Here is a 24378-nt window from a genome sequence, read left to right on the forward strand (position 1 = left end):
CACGTGACGGATCTGCTTGCCTTCGTGCTGAGCGGGCTCGTGTCGGGGGCGCTGTACGCGCTGCTCGCCACGGGGCTCGTGCTCTCCTACTCGGCCTCCGGGCTCTTCAACTTCGCGCACGGCGCGACTGCCTATCTGTGCGCGCTCGCCTTCTACGAACTGCACTCCGGTTTCGGCTGGCCGGCCGTGCCGACGGCGCTGCTGCTCGTCCTCGTCGTGGCTCCCCTGCTGGGGTGGGGACTCGACCGGATGATGTTCCGGAAACTGGCGCGGGTCGGAGAGACCGCGCAGATCGTGGCGACGATCGGGCTGCTCGTCGCGCTGCCCGCGCTCGGCCTGTGGATCGTCGAACTGCTGGAGGACGCGGGCGCGCCGGTGAAGCCGGCGGAGAATCAGTTCGGGCTGCCGGGTGTCGGGCCGAGCCCTGCCAAGAATTGGCAGCTGATGGACGGCGTCGGGATCGACTCCGATCAGCTGATCACGTGGGTGACGACCGCCGTCGTCGCGCTCGGTCTGTGGATTCTGCTGCGCCACACGGCACTTGGGCTCAAATTGCGGGCGTCCGTCGACAACCGCTCGCTCGTCGAGTTGCGCGGGATCAGCGCCGACCGGCTCTCCTCGGTGGCGTGGATGCTGTCGTCGGTGCTCGCCGGGCTCGCGGGGGTGCTGGCCACTCCCCTGCTCGGGCTCTCCTCGCACGACTTCACGCTGTTCCTGTTCGTGTCGGCGACGGCCGCCGTGCTCGGCCGCTTCATGTCGATCCCGCTCGCCTTCGCGGGCGGGCTCGGGCTGGGTGTGCTCCAGAACCTGGTCGCGGGGTACGCCACGTTCGCGGAGAAGATCACCGGGTTCCGTACGGCGGTGCCTTTCCTGATCCTGTTCGCCGGGCTGCTGCTGCTCACGCGGCGGCAGCGCACGGCGGGCACGGTCGCGAGCGACGCGCCGCCGGTGGACTATCTGGCGGGGCGGTCGTGGCTGCGGCGCTGGGGGCCGTGGTCGGCGGCCGCCGTGTTGCTCGCCGTCGCCTTCTACACGGTGACGACGCCGTTCTGGAGCGGGATCCTCGCCCAGGGCCTCGCGATCTCCCTGGTGTTCCTGTCGTTCACCGTCGTCACCGGGCTCGGCGCGATGGTGTCCCTTGCGCAGGCCGCGTTCGTGACGGGCGCCGCACTCGTCGCGGGGCTGCTGATGAGCCACGGAGTGCCGTTCATCTGGGCGGCGCTCGTCGGAACGTGTGCGGCGGCCCTGCTCGGCGCGCTCGTGGCGCTGCCCGCACAGCGGCTCGGCGGCCGCTCGCTGGCCCTCGCCACGCTCGCGCTCGCCTTCCTCGCGGACCAAGTCCTTTTCCAGCTCGGCTGGTTGAGGAACGGCGACACCGGCTGGGAGATCCCGCGCCCCGTCGCGGGCCCGCTCGACCTCGGCGACGACCGGGCGATGGGCGTGGCCATGGTGGTGCTGTGCGCGGCGGCCGTGGCGGGACTGAGCGCGCTGCGGGGCTCGCGGGCGGGCCGGGCCATGCTCGCCGTGCGCTCGGCACCGGCCGCGGCGATGGCGTCCGGCATCTCCGTGATCCGCACGAAGCTGCTGCTGTTCACGATCTCTGCGGGGCTCGCCGGGTTCGGCGGCGTGATGTACGCGTCGTACAACACCCGCATCACCGCGACCGACTTCACGGCGATGACCGGGCTCATCTGGCTCGCCGTGGTGGTCGCGGCGGGTGTGCGGCGGCCGCAGTTCGCGGTGGTCGCGGGGCTCGGCTTCGCCGTCGTACCGCATCTGATCAGCGACCACCTGACCGAGTCGGTGCAGCTCCCGGTGATCCTCTTCGGTCTCGCGGGCCTCGCGCTCGCCAACGACCCGGACGGCTACTGCGCGGCGATCCCGGCCCGCCGCCACCGCCGCAAGAGCGCCACGACGAACGTCGTCGACAGCGCGCCCGTACCGGCTCCCGACCCCGATGCCGCACTCCAACTCGCGGGCGTACAGGCCGGATACGACGGCGCCCGCGTCCTCCAGGGCGTCGACCTCACGGTCCACCCCGGCGAGATCGTGGCGCTCCTCGGCCCCAACGGCGCCGGAAAGTCCACGACGTGCAAGGTCGCGGCGGGCCTCATGACGCCGCTTCAGGGCGAGGTGTACGTCGCGGGGGACGCGGCGGGCCACCGCGGCGCGGTCCGCCGGGCGCGGGCCGGGGTGGTGCTCGCACCGGAAGGCCGCGGCATCTTCCCGTCCCTCACCGTCGACGAGAACCTGGCGCTCCAACTCCCGCAGCACAGCGACCGGTTGGCGGTCTACGAGCGGTTCACCGGGCTCGCGGCGCGGCGCGATGTCACCGCGGGCTCGCTCTCCGGCGGCGAACAGCAGCTCCTGGCGCTCGCCGCGCTGCTGCACCACCCGCCCCGCGTCCTCATCGCCGACGAACCCTCGCTCGGCCTGGCGCCGCGCGTCGCCGACGAGGTGTACCGGCTGCTCGCCGAACTCCGCGACGCGGGAACGGGGTTGCTGCTCGTCGAGGAGAAGGCGTCCGAGATCCTCGGCGTCGCGGACACCGTGGCGTACCTCGCGCAGGGCCGCGTCACGTGGTGCGGGCCGCGCGAGAAGGTGGAGGCCGAGCGGCTCACGGAGGCGTACCTGGGCATCGCGGCGACCAAGGAGGCCGAACACTCATGAGGCACGTACTCGAAGCCGAGAACATCGGCGTGCGGTTCGGCGGCGTGCGGGCCCTCGACGGGGTGGGTCTGCGCCTCGCGCCCGGCGAGGTCTGCGGCCTCATCGGGCCGAACGGCGCGGGCAAGACGACGTTCTTCGACGTCGTCTCCGGGATCCGCGGGCCCGACGCCGGCCGGGTACTGCTCGACGGCACGGACGTCACACGGCGTTCCCCCGTCTGGCGGGCGCGGCACGGAATGCGCCGCACGTTCCAGCGCCAGCAGCTGTTCGGGCAGCTCACGGTCGCGGACAACCTGCTGGTCGCACAGGAGTGGCGGCGCGGCGGGGCCGACGACGAGCGAGCGCGGGCCCTCCTGCGCGACTGCGGCCTCGACGAGCTCGCCGGCACCTACGCGGGGACGCTGCCGGTCGGCCGGGCCCGGATGCTGGAGCTGGCGCGGGCCGCCGCCGACCGGCCGCGCGTGCTGCTGCTCGACGAGCCCGCCTCCGGCATGACGGCGCAGGAGCGCGAGCTGCTCGCGGCGACGGTGCGACGGCTCGCCGGGGACGGCTGCGCGGTGCTGCTCGTCGAGCACAACGTGGCGTTCGTGATGGAGCTGTGCTCACGGGTCGTGGTGCTCGATCTGGGTTCGGTGCTCGCGGAAGGGACTCCGGAGGTGATCCGGGCGGACACGCGGGTACGCGAGGCGTACCTGGGGTCACAGCCCCCGGCGCAAAGCTCTCATACCTGACTGTCATGCTGGTGTCACCCACAGGAATGCGTGTACGCCCGTGATCGTTGACCATGGGAGTACCGCATGTGCAGTGCCACCCATCACCGGACGAAAAAGGATCGACACCTCGTGAGCAAGGTTCCCCCGATCATCCTGAACAACGGCGTCGAGATGCCCCAGCTCGGCTTCGGCGTGTGGCAGGTGCCGGACGACGAGGCCGAGACCGCCGTCGCGACGGCGCTGGAGGCCGGGTACCGCAGCATCGACACCGCGGCGGCCTACGAGAACGAGACGGGCACCGGCAAGGCCATCGCCGCGTCCGGCCTCCCCCGCGAGGAGCTGTTCGTCACGACGAAGCTGTGGAACGCGGACCAGGGCCACGACTCCGCGCTGCGCGCCTTCGACGCCTCGCTTGAGAAGCTGGGTCTCGACTACGTCGACCTGTACCTGATCCACTGGCCGCTGCCGTCCAAGGGCCTCGCCGTGGAAACGTACAAGGCCTTCGAGAAGATCCAGGCGGACGGGCGCGCCAAGTCCATCGGCGTCTCGAACTTCCTGCCGGAGCACCTGGACAAGCTGACCGCCGAGACCTCCGTGATCCCGGCCGTCAACCAGATCGAGCTGCACCCGCACCTCCAGCAGCGCGCCGCGCGCGAGAAGCACGCCGAGCTGGGCATCGCGACCGAGGCCTGGTCGCCGCTCGGCCAGGGCAAGGGCCTCCTGGAGGTTCCGGCCATCATCGCGATCGCGCAGAAGCACGGCCGCACGCCCGCGCAGGTCGTGCTGCGCTGGCACATCGAGCTGGGCAACGTGGTGATCCCGAAGTCCGTGACGCCGTCGCGGATCAAGGAGAACATCGACGTGTTCGGCTTCGAGCTCGACACCGAGGACCTCGGCGCGATCTCCGCGCTCAACGAGGACCGGCGGCTTGGCCCGGACCCGGCGACGTTCGACGTCGCGTAACACCTCACGAGAAGGGGGCCCGGCACGCGAGCCGGGCCCCCTTCTCGTGCGCGTACGCTCTTCAGCCCGCCTTGACCGCCGTGTGCACGGTGTGGGCCGTCAGCAGGAAGACGTCGTCCCGCAGGTACAGGCTCTGCGGGTCCTTCGGGTCCATCAGGCGCTGCATAGTCGCCATGTCCTCGGCCGGGAGGGCCTCCGCGAAGACCTCCAGGCGGCGCTTCCACAGATCGATGACGGTCTCGCGGGCCTCGCCCGAGAGCGGCGCGGGAAGATCGAGCAGGAAGCTGCGGCTGACGGCGTTCGTCAGTCCGGCGTCGGTCAGCAGCTCCGCCCAGTTCTCCGTGTCCTGCTTGGCTCCGGGGAGCTTCGCGCGCATGTCGCCGAACCACTCCTCCTCGATGGCGTCGGCCCGCGCCTGCAGGCCGGGCCTGCCGAGACCGAAGTCGCGCGGCAGGCAGCGCTGCGGCAGACCGCCCTCGACGAGCGCGAGGGTGCCGCCGGGCGCGAGCCGCCCCGCGAGCGCGGAGACCGCGGCCCGCTGGTCGCCCACGTGGTGCAGGGAGCGGGCGGCCCAGATGAGGTCGGCGGACGGCAACTCGTCGATGCTGTCCGGGAGTTCGACGCGCAGCGTGCCCGTCCGCTCGGCGATCCCCTGCTGCGCGAACCGCTCCATGGCGCGGGCGAGCAGCTTCTCCTCCGGGTCGGCCGCGATGACCTTGGCCTCGGGGAAGGCCTCGGCGAGGTGCAGCGAGACCGCGCCGGGGCCCGCGCCCGCGTCGACGATCAGGCCGGTGCCGGCGGGGCGGGACGCGCGAAGCCAGGAGAGGGCCTGCGTGTAGAGGGGCTCGTACACGGACGCGTTGCGCTCCAGCATGGGGATCATGTCGGCCCAGTCGATGTCCGTCTGGTCGTGGTGACCGTGCCCGCCGTGCTGACCGTGCTGCTGCTCGCCGTGCTGTTCGTGCTGGTGGTGGCCGTGTGCCATGTCGGGTGTCGCCGCCCTTCGTGCCCGTATGTCGTCCGTCGCCCTCAGGGTGCGCGGACGACATACGGGCAGGCAAGCCACGTTGCCGAGTCGGCAATTTCGGCAGGATCCGACTACGGCAGCCGGGCTACAGCGCCGGGTGGGCGTTCTTCATGAGCTCCTGGAACTGGGCGGAGAACCAGTGCCCGGAGACGGGCGCGTTCGGCAGCGCCCCGCTCAGGTTGTTGTTGTTCCTCGGGTTGCCGGTGTACGTCGGGTCACACATGCGGTCGAAGCCCTTGCCCTCGTCGTTGTCGATGGCGGTGCTCGACCCGTCCGACTCGCCCGGCGGCTTCATCCACACGTAGGCGTCGATCCCGGCCGCCGGGCCGGCCTGCGGCCGCTCGCCGAGGCCGGCACCGCTCTGGTTGCACCAGTTGCCGAGATGGATGCGGCGGTCGTAACGGCCACCGTCCACGTACGTGTCCACGGAGGTCTTGGCGCCCGGACCGGTCGGCCGCGCCGCGCCGCCCCAGCCGTTGCGGGACGTGTCGATCAGCATGCCGAGGTTCTGGTCGAAGCCCAGCGACACCAGCTTCTCGCGCATGGCCTGCGCGTACGACAGCTCGTCGGTGTACCGGTTCCAGTCCACCCACTTCGACTGGCGCACGGAGGTCCCGTTCACCGAGTCGTCGATCTTGAAGTTGTCCTCCTTCAGGGCGCTGTAGTTGGCGGTGTTCACGATGAATCCGGCGACGTCGGAGAGCTTGGCGCCGTTGCCGGACGCGGTCGACTTGAACAGTTCGGCGGAGGGGCCGAAGTTGTCGTCCCAGCCGAGCCAGCCGTGGTGGCCCGCGTCGATGTAGTTGTAGACGTTGGGGATGTCACCGAGCTTGTCGAGGGCGTAACCGACGCCCTTCTGGTAGTTGCCGTTGGCCTTCATGGTGTCGCAGTTGGGCGTGGCCGTCGGGCGGCCGGACACATTGGTGACGAGGTTCGGCAGCGAGTCGATCTCGATCGTGGTGGCGATGCGCAGACCCGCGTACTTCGGGTCGGCGAGGATCTTCGCGATCGGGTCGATGAAGTCCGACTTGTACTTGTCGATCTCCGTCGGGCCTAGCTCGCCGTTCGAGGCGAGCGCGGAGCAGTCGCGGCCCGGCAGGTCGTAGACGACCAGCTGGACGACCTCTTCGCCGCTGCCCTTCTGGGTGAGCGCCGCGTCGAGGTGGTCGCGCAGGCCCATGCCGTCGCCCACGCCCTCGATGGCGGCGATCCGGTCTAGCCAGACACCGGTGGGCTGGTCGGCGATGCGGCTGCCGCCGGGCTCCGCCTTCGCCTTCGCGGACCACTCCGGGTTCACGTACACCTTGGCGCCCGCGTAGGGGTTGTCGACGCGGTCACCGGGCTCGGTGGGGTCGGTCGGATCCGTGGGATCGGTCGGGTCGGTCGGCCCCGTGGTGTCCTCGTTGCAGGTGACACCGTTCAGCTTGAACGTGGTGGGTGCGGCGTTGCTGCCGCTGTACGTGGCGTTGAACCCGAAGGAGGCGGAGGCCCCGGAGGCGAGGCCGCCGTTGTACGAGACGTTCTTGGCGGTGACTGCGGACCCGGACTGGGAGATGTCGGCGTTCCAGCCGGAGCCGACCTTCTGGCTGCCGGCGTAGGACCACGTCAGGTTCCAACTGTTCACCGCGGCACCATTGTTGGTGACGCTGACGGAGGTGGTGAAGCCACTGCCCCAGTCGTTCTGCACCTTGTAGTCGACGGTGCAGGCGGGGGCCGCGGCGGACGCGGGCAGGGCGACGGCTCCTGCCAGACAGCCGGCGCCGGTGATCGCGAGGGCCGCGAGCGCGGCGGCGCCGGCCCGGGAGCGGGATCTGGATCTGGATCTGGTGCGACTCATGTGGGGTGTCCCTTTCGATGTGAGCTGTTGATGGCTCGGTCGGGGGTTGATGGCTCGGTCAGGGGTTGATGGCTTTCAGGTGGTCGCGCAGGCCGACCCCGAAGTTGGTCGGCGTGCCGTCGTAGTCGCTGATCAGCGAGGGACCTGAGGAGCAGTCCCAGGTGTTCCAGGTCCAGCCGAGGTACGACAGCTTCCGGTCGTCGAACCACTTCATGACCCGGTCGATGAAGGCGTGGGAGCAGGTGTTCTCGCCGATCTCCCCCGCCACCAGCGGGACCTGCGCCGCGACGGGCGCGAGCTGCTCGTCCCAACAGGCCTCACTGGAGCAGGTGTTGAAGTTGTAGACGTGCCAGGCCGCGGCGAGATTGCCGGCCGGGTCGGACGGCTTGTGGGCGAGCCACTGCCGCAGGTCGTTGGAGTACGCGAGGCCGCCCGCCAGGATCAGGTTCGGGGCGCCCGCCGCGCGCACGGCGTCCACCAGGTCCTGCATACCGGCCACCTCGTAGCCGATGCCGGGACACGTGCCGCCGTCCTTCCAGCAGGCCCAGGCCTCGGACAGGGTGGGGGTGGCGCGGTCCGGATACGGCTCGTTGAACAGGTCGAGGACGACCTCCGGCTGCGCCTTGAAGGTGCTGGCGACGGACGACCAGAAGCTGGGCGCGTACTTGGCGTCCGGCATCGGCTTCTGGCAGCTGGCGTGGACGTCGGAGCAGCCCGCCGAGTTCCCGGTGTACTGGCCGTACGACCAGTGCATCTCCAGGATCGGTGTCATGCCGTTCGCCTTGACGCGGTCGACCAACTGCTTGATGGCGGACTGGTAGTTGACACCTCCGTACTCCGGTTTGATGTTGTCGAGACCGAGCCAGCACTCCTCGTTGAGCGGGATGCGGACGGCGTTCGACTTCCAGTCGGCGATCGCCTTGATCGCGGCGTCGTCGACGGGGCCGTCGAAGATTCCGTGGCCCTGTACGCACATGAACTCGGCGCCGGAGCGGTTCACGCCGAGGATCCGGCGGGTGGCCCCTGAGGCGTCGACGAGCTTGTTGCCGGAGACCTTCAGGGCCGGGGCGGCTCCGTCACCGGGGCCGGTCGGGTCCGTCGGATCGGTCGGGTCCGTCGGGTCCGTGGTGTCGGTGTTGCAGGTCGTGCCGTTCAGCTTGAAGGCGGTGGGCACGGTGTTGGCACCGGACCACGAGCCAACGAAGCCGGCGGACACGGAGGCGCCCGTGGCGAGTGCGCCGTTCCATGCCTCGTTGCTCGCGGTCACCGTCGTGCCGGACTGGGACCACTTGGCGCTCCAGCCCTGGGTGACCTTCTGGCCGTCGGCGAAGCCGAAGGACAGGCTCCAACTGTCCTTCGCCGCGCCGTTGTTGGTGACCTTCACGGCGCCCTGGAAGCCGTCGCCCCACTGCCCGGTGACGGAGTACTCGACCGTGCAGGCAGGGGTGGCGGCGGACGCGGGCGCGGTGCCGGCCAACGGGATCAGCGTGGCCGCCGAGACGGCACACGCCATGAGTAACGCACTGTGCGGGGGGTGTCGCATGAGCGATTCCTTGCAGCTCGGACACGTACGGCCATGGCCGGCGCGTCGACTGGTGGATTCGCTCCCACTGGTTGCTGGGTGACTTTAGAGAAGGAACTGCCGTCAAGCAACAGACGAGTTCCGAACTTTCGCTGTCGAATTTATTCGACCCCTCAAACCTCTTGACCGTCTATTGCCCCGTCCGCATCCTTGGGAGCGCTCCCACTGGTTCACGTATTGCCGAGCCGCATCAGGAGGAAACCGCCGAACAAAAGACCGGGCCAGAGACGAACCCGGCGGCGCCGCGCCCTACAACTGCCATGCCCACAACGGGAGTTGGGTGCTGGGCGCCGACTGTCGGGCCAGCGATCACCGCGAAGAATGCCGGTCACCAGGGAGAATTGCGGCCGTCTCCGCCGCTTCGGCCGGCGCGCAATTCTTTTGCAGTGGCTCGAATTCAGCGCCCACCAATTTTGCGATCAACGGAGCCGCGGCCGGTGCCGCGGTCCCGTTCGCGGAGCCGCTCGATCAACGCCCCGCTGAAGGCGGCTCCGTACGACCGGGCCGGGCGGCCCTCTCCTCTCCGAGGGCCGCCCGGCCCGGTCCCGACGGGCTCCGGTACCGGCCTTGCTCAGGGCTTGCTCAATTCACGCGTTGCGCTTCCCCTCCCGGGCATGATCGAGCTCTGCGGCTACGTGCATCTCTTCGCGAACCGTGAGATCAAGCTGCACCGCGTCGACTGACCACCGAGACACCTCGCCCGCCGTCAGCACATCACGGTGTCACGGCGTGGTGATGGTCGGCCGTGGCGCCGTCGGCATCTTGTCGCCGATGAAGAAGCTCGGGTGCGGGGGCTGGTTGTAGGCCGTGTTCTGCCAGGCCAGGGCCGTACGGTACTGGGTGTCGTGGAGGAGCGTGGTGATCCGGGTCGAGGTCTCGACCGGGGTCGAGTAGATACGCAGCGCCGTGTTGTCGGTGGTCGGCCAGACGACCTCCTCGCGCCAGTCGCCGAGGATGTCACCGGACAGGGCAGGCGTGGACTTCGTGCCGTTGTTGGAGTGGACGCCGGAGCCCGTCAGGAGGCGGGTGTCGGAGGATGTGCCGTACTTGTCGATGTGTGTGCCGTCGAGGAGTTCGCGGGTGGTGTCTCCGTCCCACCAGGCCAGGAAGTTGGTGGAGGACGGCTTGTGGGAGTTCACGACCGTGCCCTTGGGGTCACGGACGCCGGACTCCGCCGATGACCAGGACTCGGCGCCCGCGCTGCCGGACCAGATGTCGCCGGACACACCACGGCCGTTGTCACCATTGGTGCCCGTCTTCCAGATGACACCGCCCGTCTTGGCGTCGGCCATCCAGGAGGACGGCTTCGAGCTGTCCTCGTCGACCTTGAACTCCTCAAGCCCTGGTCGCGACGGGTCGAGGTCGCCGACGTGCATGGCGTCGCCGTGGCCGTTCTTCGTCGTCCACAGGCCGGAACCGTTGTCGTCCACCGCCATCGCGCCGTAGACGATCTCGTCCTTGCCGTCGCCGTCGACGTCCGCGACGGACAGCTGGTGGTTGCCCTGACCGTCGTACCCCTTCCCGGAGTTGGTGGACGAGTTGGTGTCGAAGGTCCAGCGGCGGGTGAACTTTCCGTCCCGCCAGTCCCAGGCCGCGATCACGCTCCGCGTGTAGTAGCCGCGCGCCATGATGAGTGAGGGACGGGCGCCGTCGAGGTAGGCGGTGCCCGCGAGGAAGCGGTCCACCCTGTTGCCGTACGAGTCGCCCCAGGACGACACCGTGCCGCGCGCGGGAACGTAGTCGACGCTGCCCATGGCGGCGCCGGTCTGCCCGTTGAACATGGTCAGGTACTCGGGCCCCGACAGGACGTAGCCACTCGAATTGCGGTGGTCGGCCGAGGAGCTGCCGATGACCGTGCCCTTGCCGTCCTTCGTGCCGTCGGACGTCTTCATGGCGACCTCGGCCTTGCCGTCGCCGTCGTAGTCGTACACCTGGAACTGGGTGTAGTGGGCGCCCGAGCGGATGTTCCTGCCGAGGTCTGCGCGCCACATCCGGGTGCCATCGAGCTTCACCGCGTCGACGATCGTGTTGCCCGTGTAGCCGGACTGCGAGTTGTCCTTGGCGTTGGTGGGCTGCCACTTGAGGACGAATTCGAGGACGCCGTCGCCGTCGAGGTCGCCGACGGACGCGTCGTTCGCCTCGTAGGTGTAGGCGACGCCGTCGGGGGTGGTGCCGCCCGCCGGCGGCGTGATCGGTACGTCCTTGTAGCCGGAGCGGAGCTGGATCGCGTGCGCCGAATCGGCCTGTTCCGTGCCGTTCACGACGGCCCGCACGGTGTAGTCGGCGGAGCTGGGCGCGCCGTCGTGGAAGAAGTTCGTGGAGCCGGTGACCGGCGCGGAGTTGACCTTCGTACCGGCGCGGTAGACGTTGAACGTCACGTTGTCCGGGTCCGTGCCGAGCCACCTCCAGCTGACCAGGTTGCCGGCGTCGGTGTGCACGCTGACCAGGCCGCGGTCGAGCTTCTCGGCCTGGCGGGCGGTGGCGGCGGAGGCGTCGCCACCGGGCAGCAACGTCAGGCCGGTACCGGCCAGCGCGGCGGCCGTGGTGGCGGCGAGGAGCAGACGGCGGCGTCTGCGGTGGGGGCGGGGGCGGGGCATCGGCGCTCCTGGGGGTGCGGGGTCGACGTGTGCTTACGCACCGTCAGTTGCCGCTGGGCGCCGATGGGTTGCCGCTCAGTGCGGCAGCCGGGCGAGTTTCCCCCACCCCGCCCCTTCCCGAAACCGGGGCTCCGCCCCGGACCCCGCTGCTCAAACGCCGCAGGGGCTTGAATTGCTCAGGTGGCCCCATGTGACGGTGCAAGTTTCTCGACCCGCTCCGCCAGCGCGAAGTCCTTCGCCGTCAGGGCGCCGCCCGCGTCGTGGGTGTTCACCGCGAGGGTCACCGTGTTGTAGCCGAGGGTCAGGTTCGAGTGGTGGTTCAGGTCCTCCTGGGTCTGCGCGATGTGCACGACCAGTGCCGCCGCCGCGAAATGCGAGCCCAGGCGGTACGTGCGCGTGAGCGCGTCGCCTTCCACGGACCAGCCGGGCAGCTCGGTGAGGCGGTCTTCGATGTCCTTCTGGGAGAGCGGTTCAGTAGGCATGCCTCCAGCGTGCCACCGGATCCGGCTACCGTCGTCCCATGACCGCCGCCGCGCACAAGAACACGTCAGAAGTGGGCGCCCTACGTGTGGAGCAGCAGATCGCGCTGACCAGGTCGGAGCCGCTGCGGGAGCTGTAACGGTCGCCTACCTCCGGTCGACGCTGGGCTGACCGCGCGGCGCGGCGTACTGGAGCGCCGCGAACGCGGCGGCGTACAGGACCAGGCCGATACCGAGTCCGAGCAGCAGCCCCGGATCGATGCCGAGGAAGCGGCCGATCGGCCCGGAGGCGGCGACGTAGAAGAGGCCGTTGGGCCGGTGCCGAGCGCGTCGGCGGCGAGCAGGCGGCGCAGCCAGGTGCGGGTCCGGACCGGGGTGGTGGTGAGCGGGGTGGCGGACATGGTGGTCACCCTCCGTCAGCGGGTCGGTGGCACCACCCTGCCCGCGTGCGGGTGGCGGGTCGATCACGTCCCGGGTAATGGCCGAAGCCCTCCACGCCGCCTACTCGTACGGCTCCGGCCGAGGTGTGGCCCTGACGCAACGCCATTAGCGTGCCCAGGACGGGACATCGAGGGAGCTGACGGTGACGGACACGACGCGCACCCCGACCGAGCCGGACGCCGCTCTGCTGCGCGCGGGGCGGTTCTTCCGGCGGGGGACGGCAGCGCCGGACCTGCACAGCGTGCAGATCAAGGGCGGCCGGGACGGGGACGTCTTCTATCGGGACCGCTGGAGCCACGACAAGGTCGTGAACTCCACGCACGGCGTGAACTGCACCGGCTCGTGCCGGTGGAAGGTGTACGTCAAGGACGGCATCATCACCTGGGAGACCCAGCAGACGGACTATCCGAGCGTGGGCCCCGACCGGCCCGAGTACGAGCCACGCGGCTGCCCGCGCGGCGCCGCGTTCTCCTGGTACACGTACTCGCCGACCCGTGTGCGCTACCCGTACATCCGTGGCGTCCTCGTGGAGATGTACCGGGAGGCGAAGGCGCGGCTGCACGACCCGGTGCTCGCCTGGGCCGACATCCAGGCCGACCCCGAGCGGCGCCGCAGGTACCAGCAGGCCCGCGGCAAGGGCGGCCTGGTGCGCGCCACCTGGGACGAGGCCGTGGAGATCGTCGCCGCGGCGCATGTGCACACCATCAAGACGTACGGGCCCGACCGGATCGCCGGCTTCTCACCCATTCCCGCGATGTCGATGGTGTCGCACGCGGCGGGGGCCCGGTTCCACTCGCTGATCGGCGCACCGATGCTGTCGTTCTACGACTGGTACGCGGACCTGCCGGTGGCCTCGCCGCAGGTGTTCGGCGACCAGACCGACGTCCCCGAGTCGGGTGACTGGTGGGACGCCGCGTATCTGATGATGTGGGGCTCCAATGTGCCGGTGACGCGGACGCCCGACGCGCACTGGATGGCGGAGGCGCGCTATCGCGGCCAGAAGGTCGTGGTCGTCGCGCCCGACTACGCGGACAACGCGAAGTTCGCCGACGAGTGGCTGCACCCGCATCCGGGGACCGACGGCGCCCTCGCGCTCGCCATGGGGCATGTCGTCCTCAAGGAGTTCTTCGTCGACAAGCAGACGCCGTTCTTCACGGACTACGTCAAGAAGTTCACCGACCTGCCGTTCCTGGTGACGCTGGAGGAGAAGGACGGGGCGTACGTGCCGTCGAAGTTCCTGCGCGCCACCGATCTCGGGCAGGGCGGCGAGGGCGCCGAGTGGAAGACGGCGGTGCTCGACGAGGCGACGGGGCAGCCGGTCGTTCCGAACGGTTCGCTGGGCTTCAGGTGGACCGAGTCCGGCAAGGGCAAGTGGAACCTCGAACTGGGCAATATCCAGCCGAAGTTGAGCCTTCACGACTCGGACGTGGCGGGCGGCGTGGAGGTGCTGCTCCCCCGCTTCGACACCGACGGCGGCGCGCACGGGCAGGGCCGCGGCGAGGTCGTGCGGCGCGGGGTGCCGGCGACCCGGCTCGGCGGGCAGGAAGGACCGCTGGTGACCACCGTGTTCGACTTGCTGCTCGCGCAGTACGGCGTCGGGCGCGAGGGCCTCCCGGGCCAGTGGCCCACGTCGTACGACGACACCGAGACGCCCGGCACCCCGGCCTGGCAGGAGATCCACACCTCCGTACCGGCCGCCAAGTGCGTAAAGATCGCGCGGGAGTTCGCGCGGACCGCCGAGAAGTCGCGCGGGCGCTGCATGATCCTGATGGGCGCCGGCACGAACCACTGGTTCCACTCCGAGACCACCTACCGGGGCTTCCTGTCGCTGTTGCAGCTCACCGGCTGCCAGGGCAGGAACGGCGGCGGCTGGGCGCACTACGTCGGCCAGGAGAAGTGCCGCCCGGTCACCGGCTGGGCCTCGCTCGCCTCCGCCAACGACTGGTCGCGGCCGCCGCGGCAGATGATCGGTACCGGGTTCTTCTTCCTCAACACCGACCAGTGGCGCTACGACCGGTTCAGCGCGGATGTTCTCGCGTCGCCGCTCGGCAAGGGTGCCTTCGAGGGCATGACGGGCGCCGATGTGCTGTCCCTGTCGGCGCGTTCGGGCTGGATGCCCTCGTATCCGACGTTCGACCGCAGCTCGCTCGCGCTCGGTGAGCAGTCCGTGGAGGACACGGTCTCCGAACTCAAGGCGGGCTCACTGAAGTTCGCGTGCGAGGACCCGGACGCACCGGAGAACTGGCCGCGCGTGATGACCCTGTGGCGGGCGAACCTGCTGGGCTCGTCCGCGAAGGGCGCCGAGTACTTCACCAAGCACCTCCTTGGCACGCACTCCTCGCTGCGGGCCGATGAGGCCTCCCCCGAGGAGCGCCCCACGACGGTGACCTGGCACGACGAGGCCCCCGAGGGCAAGATCGACCTGCTCACCTCGCTGGACTTCCGCCAGACGTCCTCGACGCTGCTCTCGGACGTGGTGCTGCCCGCCGCGACCTGGTACGAGAAGCACGACATCGCCTCCACGGACATGCACCCCTACGTGCACTCCTTCACCCCGGCCGTGGACCCGCCGTGGCAGGCGCGCAGCGACTTCGACACGTTCAAGGCGCTCGCCCACAAACTCAGCGAGCTGTCCGCCCAACACCTGGGCGTCCGCAAGGACTTGGTCGCGACACCCCTCCAGCACGACACCCCCGGCGAGATCGCACAGCCCGGCGGCGTCGTCCTGGACTGGCGCAAGGGCGAGTGCGAGCCGGTACCGGGCAAGACGCTGCCGAACCTCACGGTCGTCGAGCGCGACTACACCGCGATCGGCGCCAAGTTCACCGCGCTCGGCCCGCTCGTCGAACAACTCGGCCTGCCCGCCAAGGGGATCGCGCTCAAGCCCGACCAGGAGGTCACGGAGCTGCGCGAGCGCAACGGCACGGTGCGCGGCGGCCCCGCCGACGGCCGGCCGTCCCTCGACACGGCGGTCAAGGCGGCGAACACCATCCTCGCCCTGTCCGGCACCACCAACGGCCGCCTCGCCACACAGGGCTTCCACACCCTTGAGGAGCGTACGGGCCAGGAGATGGCGCACCTGTCCGCCGAGCACGAGGGCAAGCGCATCACGTACGCGGACACGCAGGCCGCGCCCGTCCCGGTGATCACCTCGCCGGAGTGGTCGGGCAGCGAGTCCGGCGGGCGCCGCTACACGGCGTTCACCCTCAACACCGAACACCTCAAGCCCTGGCACACCTTGACGGGCCGCCAGCACTTCTTCATCGACCACGACTGGATGCACGAGCTGGGCGAGGCGATGCCGATCTACCGGCCGCCGCTCGACATGAACCGGCTGTTCGGCGAGCCACGCCTCGGGCCCGACGGCGAGAAGGAGGTGACGGTCCGTTACCTCACCCCGCACAACAAGTGGTCCATCCACTCCGAGTACCAGGACAACCTGTTCATGCTGGCGCTGTCGCGCGGCGGCCAGTCCATCTGGATGGCCCCGCAGGACGCGGAGGCCATCGGGGTCAAGGACAACGACTGGATCGAGGCGGTGAACCGCAACGGTGTCGTGGTCGCCCGCGCGATCGTCTCGCACCGGATGCCGGCGGGCACGGTCTACATGCACCACGCGCAGGAGCGCACCGTCAACGTGCCCAAGGCGGAGACGACCGGCAAGCGCGGCGGCATCCACAACTCGCTCACCCGGTTGATCCTCAAGCCGTCCCATCTCATCGGCGGCTACGCCCAGTTGAGCTGGGCGTTCAACTACCTCGGCCCGACGGGCAACCAGCGCGACGAGGTCACGGTCATCCGCCGCCGCTCGCAGAAGGTGGAGTACTGACATGCGCATCATGGCTCAGGTCGCGATGGTCATGAACCTCGACAAGTGCATCGGCTGCCACACCTGCTCGGTCACCTGCAAGCAGGCGTGGACCAACCGCAACGGCATGGAGTACGTCTGGTTCAACAACGTCGAGACCCGCCCCGGCCAGGGGTACCCGCGCCGCTATGAGGACCAGGAGAAGTGGCGCGGCGGCTGGGAGCTCAACAAGAAGGGCGCCCTGAAGCTGAAGGGCGGCGGCCGGTTCAAGAAGCTCCTCGGCATCTTCTCCAACCCCAAGCTCCCTGAAATCAAGGACTACTACGAGCCCTGGACGTACGACTACAAGAACCTCACCGACGCCCCGCTCGGTGACGACTACCCCGTCGCCGAGCCGCGCTCGCTCATCAGCGGCAAGCCGATGAAGATCGAGTGGTCCTCGAACTGGGACGACAACCTCGGCGGCGCGACCGAGCACGGCGATCTCGACCCGATGGTGGAGAAGACCCGCGAACAGGCCGCGGAGAAGGTCAAGTTCCAGTTCGAGCAGACCTTCATGTTCTATCTGCCGCGGATCTGCGAGCACTGCCTCAACCCGTCGTGCGTCTCGTCCTGCCCCTCGGGCGCGATGTACAAGCGGGTGGAGGACGGCATCGTCCTCGTCGACCAGGACTCGTGCCGCGGCTGGCGGATGTGCGTCACCGGCTGCCCGTACAAGAAGGTGTACTTCAACCACCGCACCGGCAAGGCCGAGAAGTGCACGCTCTGCTACCCGCGCCTCGAGGTGGGCCTGCCGACGGTCTGCTCCGAGACCTGCGTGGGCCGGCTCCGCTACCTCGGCGTGCTCCTCTACGACGCCGACAAGGTGACGGAGGCCGCCTCCTCGACGAACGAACACGACCTGTACGAGGAGCAGTTGGGTGTCTTCCTCGACCCCGAGGACCCGGCCGTGCAGCGGGCCGCCGAGGAGGCGGGGATCCCGTACGACTGGATGGAGGCCGCGCGGCGCTCGCCCGTGCACGCGCTCATCAGCAAGTACAAGGTGGCGCTGCCGCTGCACCCGGAGTACCGGACGATGCCGATGGTCTGGTACATCCCGCCGCTCTCCCCCGTCGTCGACGCGCTCACCGAGACCGGGCACGACGGCGAGGACCACGCGAACCTGTTCGGGGCGATCGACACACTGCGCATCCCCCTCGAATACCTGGCGGAGATCTTCACGGCGGGTGACACCAAGCCCGTGCGCGCCTCGCTGGAGAAGCTGGCCGCGATGCGCTCGCACATGCGGGCCATCAACCTCGGTGACCTGCCCGACGGTTCGATCGCCGAGTCCGTCGGCATGTCACCGTACGAGATCGAGGAGATGTACAAGCTGCTCGCCATCGCCAAGTACGAGGACCGGTACGTGATCCCGACCGCGGCGGTCGGCGACGCGGAGCGCCTGGAGGAGTCCGCGCTGCCGTCGGACACCTGCTCGCTCGACCACGAGGGCGGTCCCGGCATGGGCGGCGAGGGCCCCTTCGGCGGCGACTCCGGGACGACCGTCGCCGACGGCCGCAAGCTGCTGCCCGTCGTCTCCGTCGAGAACTTCCAGCTCAGCAAGGAACGGCAGACCGCCGACAGCACGGACAGCACGCACAGCCCAGACAGCACCGCCTAGGAGGAGACACCATGACCGACCGCACCTCCCTGCTCCTTCAGGCGTCCGCGCTCTGCCTCACGTACCCGGACGAGGAGTTCTACCAGCGGCTCCCGCTGATTCGCGCGGCCGCCCCGCCGCTCGCCCCCTTCGTCGAGCACGCGGAGGCCACGCCGATGCAGGACCTGGCCGCCCACTACGTCCAGGTCTTCGATTTCAAGAACCGGCACAGCCTGTACCTGACGTGGTGGCGCGACGGTGACACCCGGCGGCGCGGCATGTCCCTGGTGCGGATGAAGGAGGTCTACCGGGAGCACGGCATGGAGTTCACCGGCGAGGAACTCCCGGACTTCCTGCCCGCCGTCCTCGAATTCTCCGCGCAGGAGGGCACGTTCCTGCTGGAGGAGCACCGCGCGGGACTCGAACTGCTGCGGTTCGCCCTCACCGACCACGGCACCCCGTACGCCACCGTCCTCAACGCGGTGTGCGCCGCCCTGCCGGGCCCCTCCCCCAAGGACCGGGCCGAGGCGCAGGCCCTGGCCCGGTCGGGACCGCCCCAGGAGGACGTCGGACTCGAACCCTTCGCCCGCCTCCCCCTCCTCGAGAAGGAGCACGCCCGGTGAATACGGCGGTCTGGGGCGTCCTGCCCTACGTAGCGTTCGTCCTGCTGATCGCGGGCACCATCTGGCGCCACCGCTACGACAAGTTCGGCTGGACGACGCGCTCGTCGCAGGTCTACGAGTCGAAGCTGCTCAACATCGCGTCGCCGGTGTTCCACTACGGCATCCTCTTCGTGCTCGTGGGACACATCGTCGGCCTGTTCATCCCGGAGTCATGGACGGAGAAGGTCGGCGTCAGCGAGCACACCTACCACATGTTCTCGCTGATCGGCGGCACCTTCGCGGGCGTGCTCGCGGTGGCCGGCATCGCGATGCTGGTGTATCGGCGCCGCACCAAGGCCCCTGTGCTGCTCGCCACGACGCGCAACGACAAGGCCATGTACGTATTCCTGCTGGGTGCCCTCGTCCTCGGCATGGTCGCCAAGCTCACGCACTCCAGCGGCAACGGCTACGACTACCGGCAGACCATCGGCCCGTGGTCGCGCAGCCTGTTCACGCTGAGCCCGGACGTGGCGCTGATGGACGGAGTGCCCGTTCTCTATCAGATTCACGCAGTAGTGGGCATGCTACTGATCGCGCTGGTACCGTTCACCCGGCTCGTGCATATGTTCAGCGCGCCGGTGCAGTACCTGTTCCGCCCGTACGTCGTTTACCGCAGCCGCGACCCGCGGCGCCTCGGCGCACGGCCGGAGCGTCGGGGGTGGGAGCGCACCGGCTCCTAGTTCCTGGGAGACGTACAAAGGTGAGTGAACGTCGGCCCGCGCCCACCGTGGGCCAGGTCGTCCTCGGTCGCCGGCTGCGCGACCTGCGCGAGGCCCGCGGACTCAAGCGCGAGGAGGCGGCCCGGCCGCTGCGCGTGGCGAGCGCGACGATCCGCAGGATGGAGACCGCCGAGGTCGCGCTCAAGATCCCCTACGTGCAGATGCTGTTGGAACTGTACGAGGTGCCCGAGCGCGAGATAGAGGCCTTCGTGGCCCTCGCCGAGGACGCGAATCTGCCCGGCTGGTGGCAGCGGTTCCACGATGTGCTCCCCGACTGGTTCAGCCTGTACGTCAGCCTGGAGGGCGCGGCCTCGATGATCCGCGCCTACGAACCGCACTTCGTGCCCGGCCTGTTGCAGACGGAAGCGTACGCGCGGGCCGTCTTCCACGCCGGCACGGTGGGCCGCTCCCGGCCCGAGGAGGTCGACCGGCACATCGACCTGCGCATGGCCCGCCAGTCGCTGCTCGACCGGGAGGACTCGCCGAACCTGTGGGTCGTCATGGACGAGACGGTGCTGCGGCGCCCGCCCGGCGGCCCCGATGTGCTGCGCGGCCAGCTGGACCGGCTCATCGAGGTGTCCGAACGCCCCCATGTGACGCTGCAGATCGCCGAGTTCGCGACGGGGCCGCACCCCGGCACGTTCGGACCGTTCACCCTCTTCCGGTTCCCGGTCAGGGAGTTGCCGGACATGGTCTACAGCGAGTACGTGACCGGGGCCCTGTACCTGGACGCGCGGGACGAGGTCGGCATGCACCTGGAGGTGCTCGACCACCTGGTGGCCCAGGCGGCCGGGCCCGCGCGGACGGTGGAGATCCTGAGCGAGGCGCGGGCAGCCCTCGGGTGAACGGTCAGGGCTTGTCCGCCTGGGGCTTGTCGTCGTCCACGATCTCGGCGTCGACCACATCGTCCCCCTGGGGTGCGTCCTGGCCCTGCGCCGGCGGTGCGTCCTCCTGGGACGACGCGGCCGCCTGGTACATCGCCTGCCCCATCCGCTGGCTCACCTCGGCGAGCTTGCGAGCCCCCTCGCGCAGCTCCTGCGTGGACGACTCCTTGGACTCCAGCACGGTCTTCAACTCCCGTACGGAGTCCTGCACTTGGCCCCGCGTGTCCGCCGGAATGCGCTCCTCGTTGTCCCTCAGGAAGCGCTCCGTCTGGTACACGAGCTGCTCCGCCTCGTTGCGGACCTCGGCCGCCTCGCGGCGCGTGCGGTCCTCCTCGGCGTGTGCCTCGGCCTCCCGCATCATCCGGTCGATCTCGTCCTTGGGCAGCGCCGAGCCACCGGTCACCGTCATCTTCTGCTCGCGCCCCGTGGCGAGGTCCTTGGCCCCCACGTGCATGATCCCGTTGGCGTCGATGTCGAAGGTGACCTCGATCTGCGGCACGCCGCGCGGCGCGGGCGGAAGGCCCGTGAGATCGAAGACGCCCAGCTTCTTGTTGTAGGCGGCGATCTCCCGCTCGCCCTGGAAGACCTGGATGCCGACGGAGGGCTGGTTGTCGGCGGCCGTCGTGAAGATCTCCGAACGGCGGGTGGGAATGGTGGTGTTGCGCTCGATGAGCTTGGTCATCACCCCGCCCTTCGTCTCGATGCCGAGCGACAGCGGGGTGACGTCGAGCAGCAGTACGTCCTTCACGTCGCCGCGGATCACACCGGCCTGGTAGGTGGCTCCGACGGCGACGACCTCGTCCGGGTTGACGCCCTTGTGCGGGTCCTTCCCGGTGAGTTCCTTGACGAGGTCGGTGACGGCGGGCATGCGCGTGGACCCGCCGACCAGGATCACGTGGTCGATGTCCTTCAGCTCGACGCCCGCGTCCTTGACGGCCTGGTGGAAGGGCTTCTTGCAGCGGTCGAGCAAGTCCCCGGTAAGTTCCTGGAGCTGAGCGCGCGTCAGCTTCTCGTCGAGGTGCAGGGGCCCCTCGGCGGAGGCCGTGATGTAGGGCAGGTTGATGTTCGTCTCGCTGGACGAGGACAGCTCGATCTTGGCCTTCTCGGCGCCCTCGCGCAGCCGCTGCACGGCCATCTTGTCGCCGGCGAGGTCGATGCCGTGGGCGTTCTTGAACTGCCGCGCGAGATGGTCCACGATCCGCTGGTCCCAGTCGTCGCCGCCGAGTTGGGTGTCACCGTTGGTGGCCTTCACCTCGATGACGCCCTCGCCCATCTCCAGGAGCGAGACATCGAAGGTGCCACCGCCCAGGTCGAAGACGAGGACCGTCTGCTCGTCGCCCTTGTCGAGCCCGTACGCGAGCGCGGCGGCGGTCGGCTCGTTGACGATGCGCAGCACCTTGAGGCCCGCGATCTCGCCGGCCTCCTTCGTGGCCTGGCGCTGCGCGTCGTCGAAGTAGGCGGGCACGGTGACGACGGCGTCGACGACGTCCTCGCCGAGGTACGACTCGGCGTCACGCTTGAGTTTCTGCAGGACGCGGGCGGCGAGCTCCTGGGCGCTGTAGCGGTGCCCGTCGATGTCTCCGGTGTCGGGGAAGCGCCAATTCCCGTCCCCCATATGACGTTTGACGGAGCGCGCGGTGCGCTCGACGTTCGTCACGGCCTGCCGCTTGGCGACCTCGCCGACGAGCACCTCGGCGCTCGACGACCTGGCGAAGGCGACGATCGAGGGCGTGGTGCGCGCGCCCTCCGCGTTGGCGATGACGGTGGGCTCACCGCCCTCGAGCACGGCCACCACCGAGTTCGTCGTACCGAGATCGATACCTACCGCACGCCCCATGACGCGTCCCCATTTCCGCTTTCTCCGCGAAGGCCCGCTCACGTCCGGATCCAGCACAGGGCGTGAGCGGGCCTACGTCAAGAGCGCGGACGCTCAGCCGCCCAGCTTGGCGGTGAGGGTGATCGTCGTGCCGGTGAGGGCCTGGCTCACGGGGCAGTTCTTCTTGGCGTCCTCCGCGGCCGCCTGGAAGCCCTGCTCATCGAGGCCGGGGACCGTGCCCTCGACGGTGAGGTGGATGCCGGTGATGCCCTCGCCCGGCTGGAACGTGACGTCCGCGGAGGTGACCAGCTTGGTGGGCGGGGTGCCCGCGCCGGACAGGCCGTTGGAGAGCGCCATGGAGAAGCACGAGGAGTGCGCGGCCGCGATCAGCTCTTCCGGGCTGGTCTTGCCGTTCGCCTCCTCGGCGCGGGACGCCCAGGACACCGGCTGCTGACCGATGCCGGACGAGTCGAAAGTGACGGTGCCGGCGCCCTCGAAGAGGGTGCCTTCCCACACGGTGTGGGCGGAGCGGGTCGTTGCCACGGGGGGTCCTTTCCCGGGTTGGGGTGTACGTGTCCGTTCCATCCGATCACATCCGGGGTGGCGGGGTCTTGTTCACGGGAGCCGCGGTCGCGGTTGCGGGGCTCTGCCCCGGACCCCGCTGCTCAATCGCCGCAGGGGCTTGATCGCCTCAATCGCCGGCGTTTGAGGCGCGGGGGCCGGGGCGGAGCCCCGTAACCGCAACGCCGGGTGGGGCTCCGGATGTGTGGCTGGAAAGGGTGCTGGGCAAAGGGGCGTGGCGGTGACAGTTTGGGGCCTCCCGCTCTGGGGGTTTCAGGGGGAATTCGCAGGGGGTCAGACCATGCGCATGATCTACGCGGACCAGGGTCCGTCACCACTGGAGACCGGGAAGCCGGGCGCGACCGACCGGGATTCGACGTTCGGCTGGTGGGGTGCGTTCAGCATCCAGAAGTTCGTCAACCAGAACCCGCTCTCCCACACGCACGAGGACGCGACCGGCTGGCTCGCGTACCTCCAGCAGTTCTACGACCGCAACTTCTGGTTCGCCGACAGCGGCGTACAGGTGTGGGCGTACGAAGAGACGTACGACAACTGGCAGGACCGGTACGGCGTGGACGCCGTCGTCGCCGTGTACCACTCGGGGCACGGCGGCATGGACGGCAACGGCGTGTTCTTCGCGCCGCTCGGCGCCCAGTGGGACAACCGCTCGGACGCGATCTCCAACCGGATGGCGTTCGGCAACGAGAAGGCCAACTACGTGTTCTGGTCGACGTGCAACTCGCTGCGCGTCCTCGACGGACACTCCCCCATCCGCACCTGGGCCGGGCCCAACCTCGGCTCCCGGATGATCTTCGGGTTCGAGACGACGAGCATCGACAGCCCGGACTACGGCAAGAAGTTCTGGGAGAAGTGGCGGGCCGGTCAGACGTACTGCGACGCGTGGCTGAACGCGAGTTGGGACATCTACCACGGCCAGGCGCCGTCGGTGTGCGCCACCGGTTCGACCCAGGCGGAGGCGCAGAACCGGCTGAACTCCGAGCGCAACTTCTACCGGGAACACGTCCCGGACAACTGGTACGTGTGGCGCTGGTACTACGCGCGCGAAGGCCTGCGCGATCCGTTGACGCAGGCGCCGCAGAGCCCGCAGATCGTGCAGCTGGCGCCGCGCGACCCGAGCGAGGAGCTCACCGCGGCCGGCCGCCTCGCGCACTTCCCGGCGGCGGCGCTGCAAGAAGTGCAGGTCGAGCGGCAGGGCGTGCTCAGCGCGAGTTCCGGCGACCGGTTCATCTCGACGGCGCCGCAGGCGGTGCGCTGGGTGAAGCTGGCCGAGGCCAACCACCGCAATACGCGCCAGCTGGCGACCGAGCGCGCGGTCGAGCTCGCGCAGCGGTTCGCGCAGGAACACGCGGAGGGCGTCGAGCTGATCGTGGACGGTGTGCACGACCTGATGCAGAACAGCGGCAAGAAGGACGGCTCGCAGATCGGTGAGCCGGTGTCGCTGCAGACGCACGTCACGTTCCGGCAGGCCTTCGACGGCGTACCGGTGATCACGCCGGGCCGCGGCGAGTTCCGGGTCGCGCTCGACAACGACGGCACGGTCGTCCAGGCGACCCTGTCCACGCGTACGCCCACCGGCGAGACCCGCACGCCCGCGTCCGCGGTCGCGCCGCCGTCCGGGAAGGGGCAGCAGGCGCTGGCCTCGCCCGGTTCGCGGGACCCGCGGCAGGCGCTCGACGAGGCGCAGCAGCGGCGTATCGCCCATCTGTCGGCGATGGCCGCGGACGGCTCGCGCTCCGCGGCCGACATCGAGGCGCAGCTTGAGGTCAGGGATGTGCCCGGGTCCCTGGAGGTCGGGTACGAGATCGAGGGCAACGAGGCGTATCCCGCGGCGCGGAAGTTGGTTGAGATCGGGTCGCGGGACGGGATGTTCCGGAAGCTGAGGTGGGTGACCGCGCCCATCGCGAGGTAGCCGACGAGGTCAGGTCCGGCCGGCTCGCTGGGTGCGGGTCGGCCGGGCCT

General features: G+C 69.6%; 17 protein-coding genes. 9 read left to right on the plus strand and 8 right to left on the minus strand.

Going from position 1 to position 24378, the window contains the following annotated elements; genetic code table 11:
- Positions 1-3 precede the first annotated feature (3 nt).
- From ACIRHA_RS11325 to ACIRHA_RS11335, 3 genes are all read left to right on the plus strand, one after another.
- On the plus strand, positions 4-2670 hold the full coding sequence (locus ACIRHA_RS11325; RefSeq protein ID WP_403843064.1) for an ATP-binding cassette domain-containing protein: 2667 nt from the start codon (positions 4-6) through the stop codon (positions 2668-2670).
- Positions 2667-3401 (plus strand): ABC transporter ATP-binding protein, encoded by a 735-nt coding sequence (locus ACIRHA_RS11330; RefSeq protein ID WP_403843066.1) that lies wholly within the window; start codon positions 2667-2669, stop codon positions 3399-3401. Before ACIRHA_RS11325 ends, ACIRHA_RS11330 begins: the two co-directional genes overlap by 4 nt.
- 111 nt (positions 3402-3512) lie before the next feature.
- Positions 3513-4346, plus strand: a complete 834-nt coding sequence (locus ACIRHA_RS11335) for an aldo/keto reductase (protein ID WP_403843068.1) — start codon at positions 3513-3515, stop codon at positions 4344-4346.
- Positions 4347-4407: 61 nt separating this feature from the next.
- On the opposite strand, the gene ACIRHA_RS11340 is transcribed toward ACIRHA_RS11335, so the two are convergent.
- The 6 genes from ACIRHA_RS11340 to ACIRHA_RS11365 form a co-directional block, all read right to left on the minus strand.
- Positions 4408-5331: a class I SAM-dependent methyltransferase gene (locus tag ACIRHA_RS11340; RefSeq protein ID WP_403843070.1), complete on the minus strand. Its 924-nt coding sequence runs from the start codon at positions 5329-5331 to the stop codon at positions 4408-4410.
- A gap of 127 nt (positions 5332-5458) precedes the next feature.
- Positions 5459-7210, minus strand: a complete 1752-nt coding sequence (locus ACIRHA_RS11345; RefSeq protein ID WP_403843073.1) for a glycoside hydrolase family 6 protein — start codon at positions 7208-7210, stop codon at positions 5459-5461.
- 58 nt (positions 7211-7268) lie between these two features.
- A complete protein-coding gene (locus ACIRHA_RS11350) occupies positions 7269-8753 on the minus strand; it encodes a cellulose binding domain-containing protein (protein WP_403843076.1) in 1485 nt (494 codons plus the stop codon).
- A 761-nt stretch (positions 8754-9514) separates the two neighbouring features.
- Complete coding sequence (locus ACIRHA_RS11355) at positions 9515-11389, minus strand: rhamnogalacturonan lyase (protein ID WP_403843078.1); 1875 nt, start codon at positions 11387-11389, stop codon at positions 9515-9517.
- A gap of 176 nt (positions 11390-11565) precedes the next feature.
- Positions 11566-11871: a 4a-hydroxytetrahydrobiopterin dehydratase gene (locus ACIRHA_RS11360; protein ID WP_403843080.1), complete on the minus strand. Its 306-nt coding sequence runs from the start codon at positions 11869-11871 to the stop codon at positions 11566-11568.
- A 144-nt stretch (positions 11872-12015) separates the two neighbouring features.
- Positions 12016-12336 (minus strand): hypothetical protein, encoded by a 321-nt coding sequence (locus ACIRHA_RS11365; RefSeq protein WP_403843082.1) that lies wholly within the window; start codon positions 12334-12336, stop codon positions 12016-12018.
- 115 nt (positions 12337-12451) lie between these two features.
- On the opposite strand from ACIRHA_RS11365, the gene ACIRHA_RS11370 reads away from it, so the two are divergent.
- The 5 genes from ACIRHA_RS11370 to ACIRHA_RS11390 are packed head-to-tail and all read left to right on the plus strand — an operon-like array spanning position 12452 to position 19982.
- On the plus strand, positions 12452-16138 hold the full coding sequence (locus ACIRHA_RS11370) for a nitrate reductase subunit alpha (protein WP_403843084.1): 3687 nt from the start codon (positions 12452-12454) through the stop codon (positions 16136-16138).
- 1 nt (position 16139) lies between these two features.
- Complete coding sequence (narH, locus tag ACIRHA_RS11375; protein WP_403843087.1) at positions 16140-17777, plus strand: nitrate reductase subunit beta; 1638 nt, start codon at positions 16140-16142, stop codon at positions 17775-17777.
- A gap of 11 nt (positions 17778-17788) precedes the next feature.
- Entirely contained in the window at positions 17789-18379 is a 591-nt protein-coding gene (narJ, locus tag ACIRHA_RS11380; protein WP_403843089.1) for a nitrate reductase molybdenum cofactor assembly chaperone, read from the plus strand.
- The gene (narI, locus tag ACIRHA_RS11385; RefSeq protein WP_403843092.1) at positions 18376-19098 is read left to right on the plus strand and encodes a respiratory nitrate reductase subunit gamma; all 723 of its coding nucleotides are present in this window, start codon (positions 18376-18378) and stop codon (positions 19096-19098) included. The genes narJ and narI overlap by 4 nt, the downstream gene beginning before the upstream one ends.
- A 20-nt stretch (positions 19099-19118) precedes the next feature.
- On the plus strand, positions 19119-19982 hold the full coding sequence (locus ACIRHA_RS11390) for a helix-turn-helix domain-containing protein (RefSeq protein ID WP_403843095.1): 864 nt from the start codon (positions 19119-19121) through the stop codon (positions 19980-19982).
- A gap of 4 nt (positions 19983-19986) precedes the next feature.
- Here the strand turns inward: ACIRHA_RS11390 and dnaK are convergent, their stop codons facing one another.
- Positions 19987-21858: a molecular chaperone DnaK gene (dnaK, locus tag ACIRHA_RS11395; protein ID WP_403843097.1), complete on the minus strand. Its 1872-nt coding sequence runs from the start codon at positions 21856-21858 to the stop codon at positions 19987-19989.
- A gap of 93 nt (positions 21859-21951) precedes the next feature.
- On the minus strand, positions 21952-22380 hold the full coding sequence (locus ACIRHA_RS11400) for an OsmC family protein (RefSeq protein ID WP_403843100.1): 429 nt from the start codon (positions 22378-22380) through the stop codon (positions 21952-21954).
- Positions 22381-22699: 319 nt separating this feature from the next.
- Between ACIRHA_RS11400 and ACIRHA_RS11405 the strand changes: the two genes are divergently transcribed.
- Positions 22700-24328: a DUF6345 domain-containing protein gene (locus ACIRHA_RS11405; RefSeq protein ID WP_403843102.1), complete on the plus strand. Its 1629-nt coding sequence runs from the start codon at positions 22700-22702 to the stop codon at positions 24326-24328.
- Positions 24329-24378: the final 50 nt, after the last annotated feature.

The sequence above is a fragment of the Streptomyces sp. NPDC102360 genome (assembly GCF_044766085.1).
Lineage (GTDB): Bacteria > Actinomycetota > Actinomycetes > Streptomycetales > Streptomycetaceae > Streptomyces.